Source organism: uncultured Ellagibacter sp. (assembly GCF_934617235.1).
GTDB lineage: Bacteria > Actinomycetota > Coriobacteriia > Coriobacteriales > Eggerthellaceae > Ellagibacter.
The window spans coordinates 1-2939 of the sequence record NZ_CAKTTZ010000078.1 but is presented as its reverse complement, the minus strand read 5'-3'; the positions used below and the strand labels follow the sequence as shown (position 1 = coordinate 2939).

Annotated in this window: 2 protein-coding genes; both read right to left on the bottom strand. The window is 59.8% G+C overall.

Annotated features, from left to right (window positions below):
* Window positions 1–621 precede the first annotated feature (621 nt).
* Window positions 622–2322 carry an ABC transporter ATP-binding protein gene (locus tag Q0G85_RS10200; protein WP_297157656.1) on the bottom strand — a complete coding sequence of 567 codons (1701 nt, stop codon included), beginning with the start codon at window positions 2320–2322 and terminating at the stop codon, window positions 622–624.
* Window positions 2323–2356: 34 nt separating this feature from the next.
* Window positions 2357–2939 (bottom strand): ATP-binding cassette domain-containing protein (locus Q0G85_RS10195; protein WP_297157652.1); only part of this gene is annotated, 583 nt, incomplete at its 5' end.

Sequence of the window (2939 nt, the reverse complement as noted above, 5' to 3'; positions counted from 1 at the left end):
ATCCGGCAGTTCCGCTTTCTTCTTTACCTTCAAGAAGGATACGCAGGCATAGAGGCGCCTGACCGCGCCAAAAGTACCTGCTACCTGCTTAATTGCGAGTTCGACGGGTGATTGCTCAGAGTCGAGGAGAAGTTCAGGTTGTATCTGGAGGTGCTCGCATAATGAAAAGCGACGCAAGCCTCAAGGGCAGAATTAAGGCCCTGGCGAAGATATGATGCGGAACATCTGGCCCTCGCACGTCTCGGCATCGCCCTATGTGGCAGACCTGGATTTCGAAGAGGCGATCGATTCCGCCATTGAGCTCGCAAGACTTTCGGGGCTTGACGACGGCGCGGATCAAGCCAAGCCTGTTGGCGACGAAAGTCCTCCCGTGTCCTCTAGAGAACAGCTCGACTGCAGCTTGGCGCATTTCCACAGCATGCCTCCCCGCCATAGGAAAACCTCCCGTTCTCGGACTTTGCTTTCAGTCCAAGAAATGGGAGCCGACCGCATTGTCGGCTCCCATGATCTCAAAAGGCAAGACATATCACCGGCAAAACATCCTCTGCGCCGCCGGTTCGCAGATATGCGAGGAGGGGCTTCGGCACGTACCTGACCGCCCCACCTCGCATCGTTTTTGCATTAGAGTGCCCACGCGGCGCTTTCGCGCTGCAGCTTTAACATGCGGCGGTACCTGCCTTCGGGCTTCTCGCGTAACTCGGCCGGGCTTCCCTGCTCCACCACGCGACCTCCCTCGAGCACGACGATCTTGTCGGCGTTATCGACCGTGCGCATGCGATGCGCGATGACGAGGACCGTCTTGCCTTGAAGCAGCTCGGAAAGAGCGGCTTGCACCTGCGTCTCGTTTTCCACGTCAAGCGAAGCCGTGGCTTCATCGAGCAGCACAATCGGGGCATTTTTCAGCAGGGCGCGCGCAATCGAGATGCGCTGGCGCTCGCCGCCGGAAAGCCTGCTGCCGTTTTCCCCGATCATCGTGCCGTAGCCGTTGGGCAAACGCTCCACGAACTCGTCGCAGCGGGCCGCCTTCGCCGCGGCGAGAACCTCCTCGTCCGTAGCGTCCTTCTTCCCAAGGCGAATGTTCTCACGCACGGTATCATCGAAAAGCACCACGTCCTGGAACACCTCGGAGAATGAAGAAAGCAGCGTTTCCGGATCGACAGTGGAGACGTCGACGCCGCCCACGAAGACCGCGCCGGAGCTTGGGTCCCAAAAACGCGAAGCGAGCTTGACGGCCGTGCTCTTGCCCGAGCCAGACGCGCCCACAAGCGCCGTCACCTGCCCTTCCCGAGCCTTAAACGACACGCCGTCCAAGACATCCTCGCCGTCAGCGTATGCAAAACCCACGTCGTCGAAGACCACGTCATAACCCTGAGGCTCGAACAAAGTGAGGCCCGTCTGTATCGGCTCGTTGTCGATAGCGCGCATACGCCCCAGGCTCAAGCTCATGTCCATCAGCTCGGCGATGGCCTGCAAAATAACGTTAATGGGATCGTAAACCCTGGTCACCGCCAACAAATACACGAAGAACACGAGGAAGTCGACTTGTCCCGCCACGAGCAGCATCGTCCCCACCACGATGACGGATGCGATTCCCAGGCGCAAGAATCCTTGGGCGGAGCATACCGCCACGCCCATAGCCAGCTCGGCATCGATCTTCTCTCGCTCGAAGCGATCGATGCAACGGTCAAGCTCGTCCTGAAACGCGCTCACCTTGTTGAGCGAGCGTATCTCGCGATGGCATTCAAGGTATTCCTGCAGCCCATCAGCGAACGAGAGAGACGCCGCGTTCTTCTTCGCAGTATGCGACTTCTGGACGCGCGCGGTCAAAAGCAATGCCACGAGCGCCACAGGGATGGGCCAGAGCGCAGATGCCGCCAGCCTCCAGTCGAACGCGAACATCATGACAGCGAACACCAGCGTCGAAGCGCCCATGCCGAAAATCTGCGGCATGGTATGCGAAAACAGACGCTCCTGATCGGAGCAGTCCTTCATGATAACGCTCGTCAAGTCGGCCAAATCGCGCTTTCCGAAGAACGAGAGCGGAAGCAGGCGCAAACGCTCCGCAATGGCGATGCGTTTGCGGGCGCTTTCTTGGTATACCACCGTATACGTCGCGCGATATTCCCACATCTGCGTGACGAACATCACGGCAAGCGCCGCCACAATGCCCGCTACGTAGGGTGCCATGTCAGGCAGGCCGGCAGCGGGGTCGCCAAGGTACCTGATGAAATCGCTTGCGACGAAATACAGCACCACAATGGGCAGCATCAGCATCAGGTTCGCCAACGCGCAGAACCCCGCGCCGCGCATGAAGTCCTTCATGCCTTGGTCGGTCAGGGCGAAAATGTCTTGAATCCTACGCCGCACGGTTGTCACCCCCCTCGATCCTCCACATCGCGCTCGTTCGGTAGTCTTGCCACATGCGCGCATACAGCCCACCCTGCGCGACAAGTTCTGCGTGGGTGCCCTGCTCCACGACAGAGCCCCGAGCAATGACGAAAATACGATCTGCATTCGCGACGGTGGACAGACGGTGGGCAATCATGAGCACCGTCTTGTCTTTGCAAAGCGTCGCAAGAGCAGCCTGGATCAACGCCTCGTTTTCGGGGTCGGCGAACGCCGTCGCCTCGTCGAGAACCACGATCGGGGCGTCTTTCAGAATGGCACGCGCAAGCGCGATTCGCTGACGCTCTCCCCCGGAAAGGTACACGTCCGCTTTTCCCACCACGGTGTTCACGCCATCGGGGAACTTGGCTATGATGTCGTCGCACTGGGCAGCATGGAGCGCCGCGAGCACCTCGGCATCGCTCGCATCGCGGCGACCCGCACGCACGTTGTCGGCCAAGCTCCGCTTGAACAGCCGATCGTTTTGGAACACGAAGGAAACGGCGCCCATCAGCTCCTCGGCGGGAATACGTCGCACATCTGCCCCGCCCACA

Coding starts and splice junctions, on each gene's coding strand:
- Q0G85_RS10200 (WP_297157656.1), bottom strand. CDS start 2,322: ATGAAGGACTTCATGCGCGGCGCGGGGTTCTGCGCGTTGGCGAACCTG.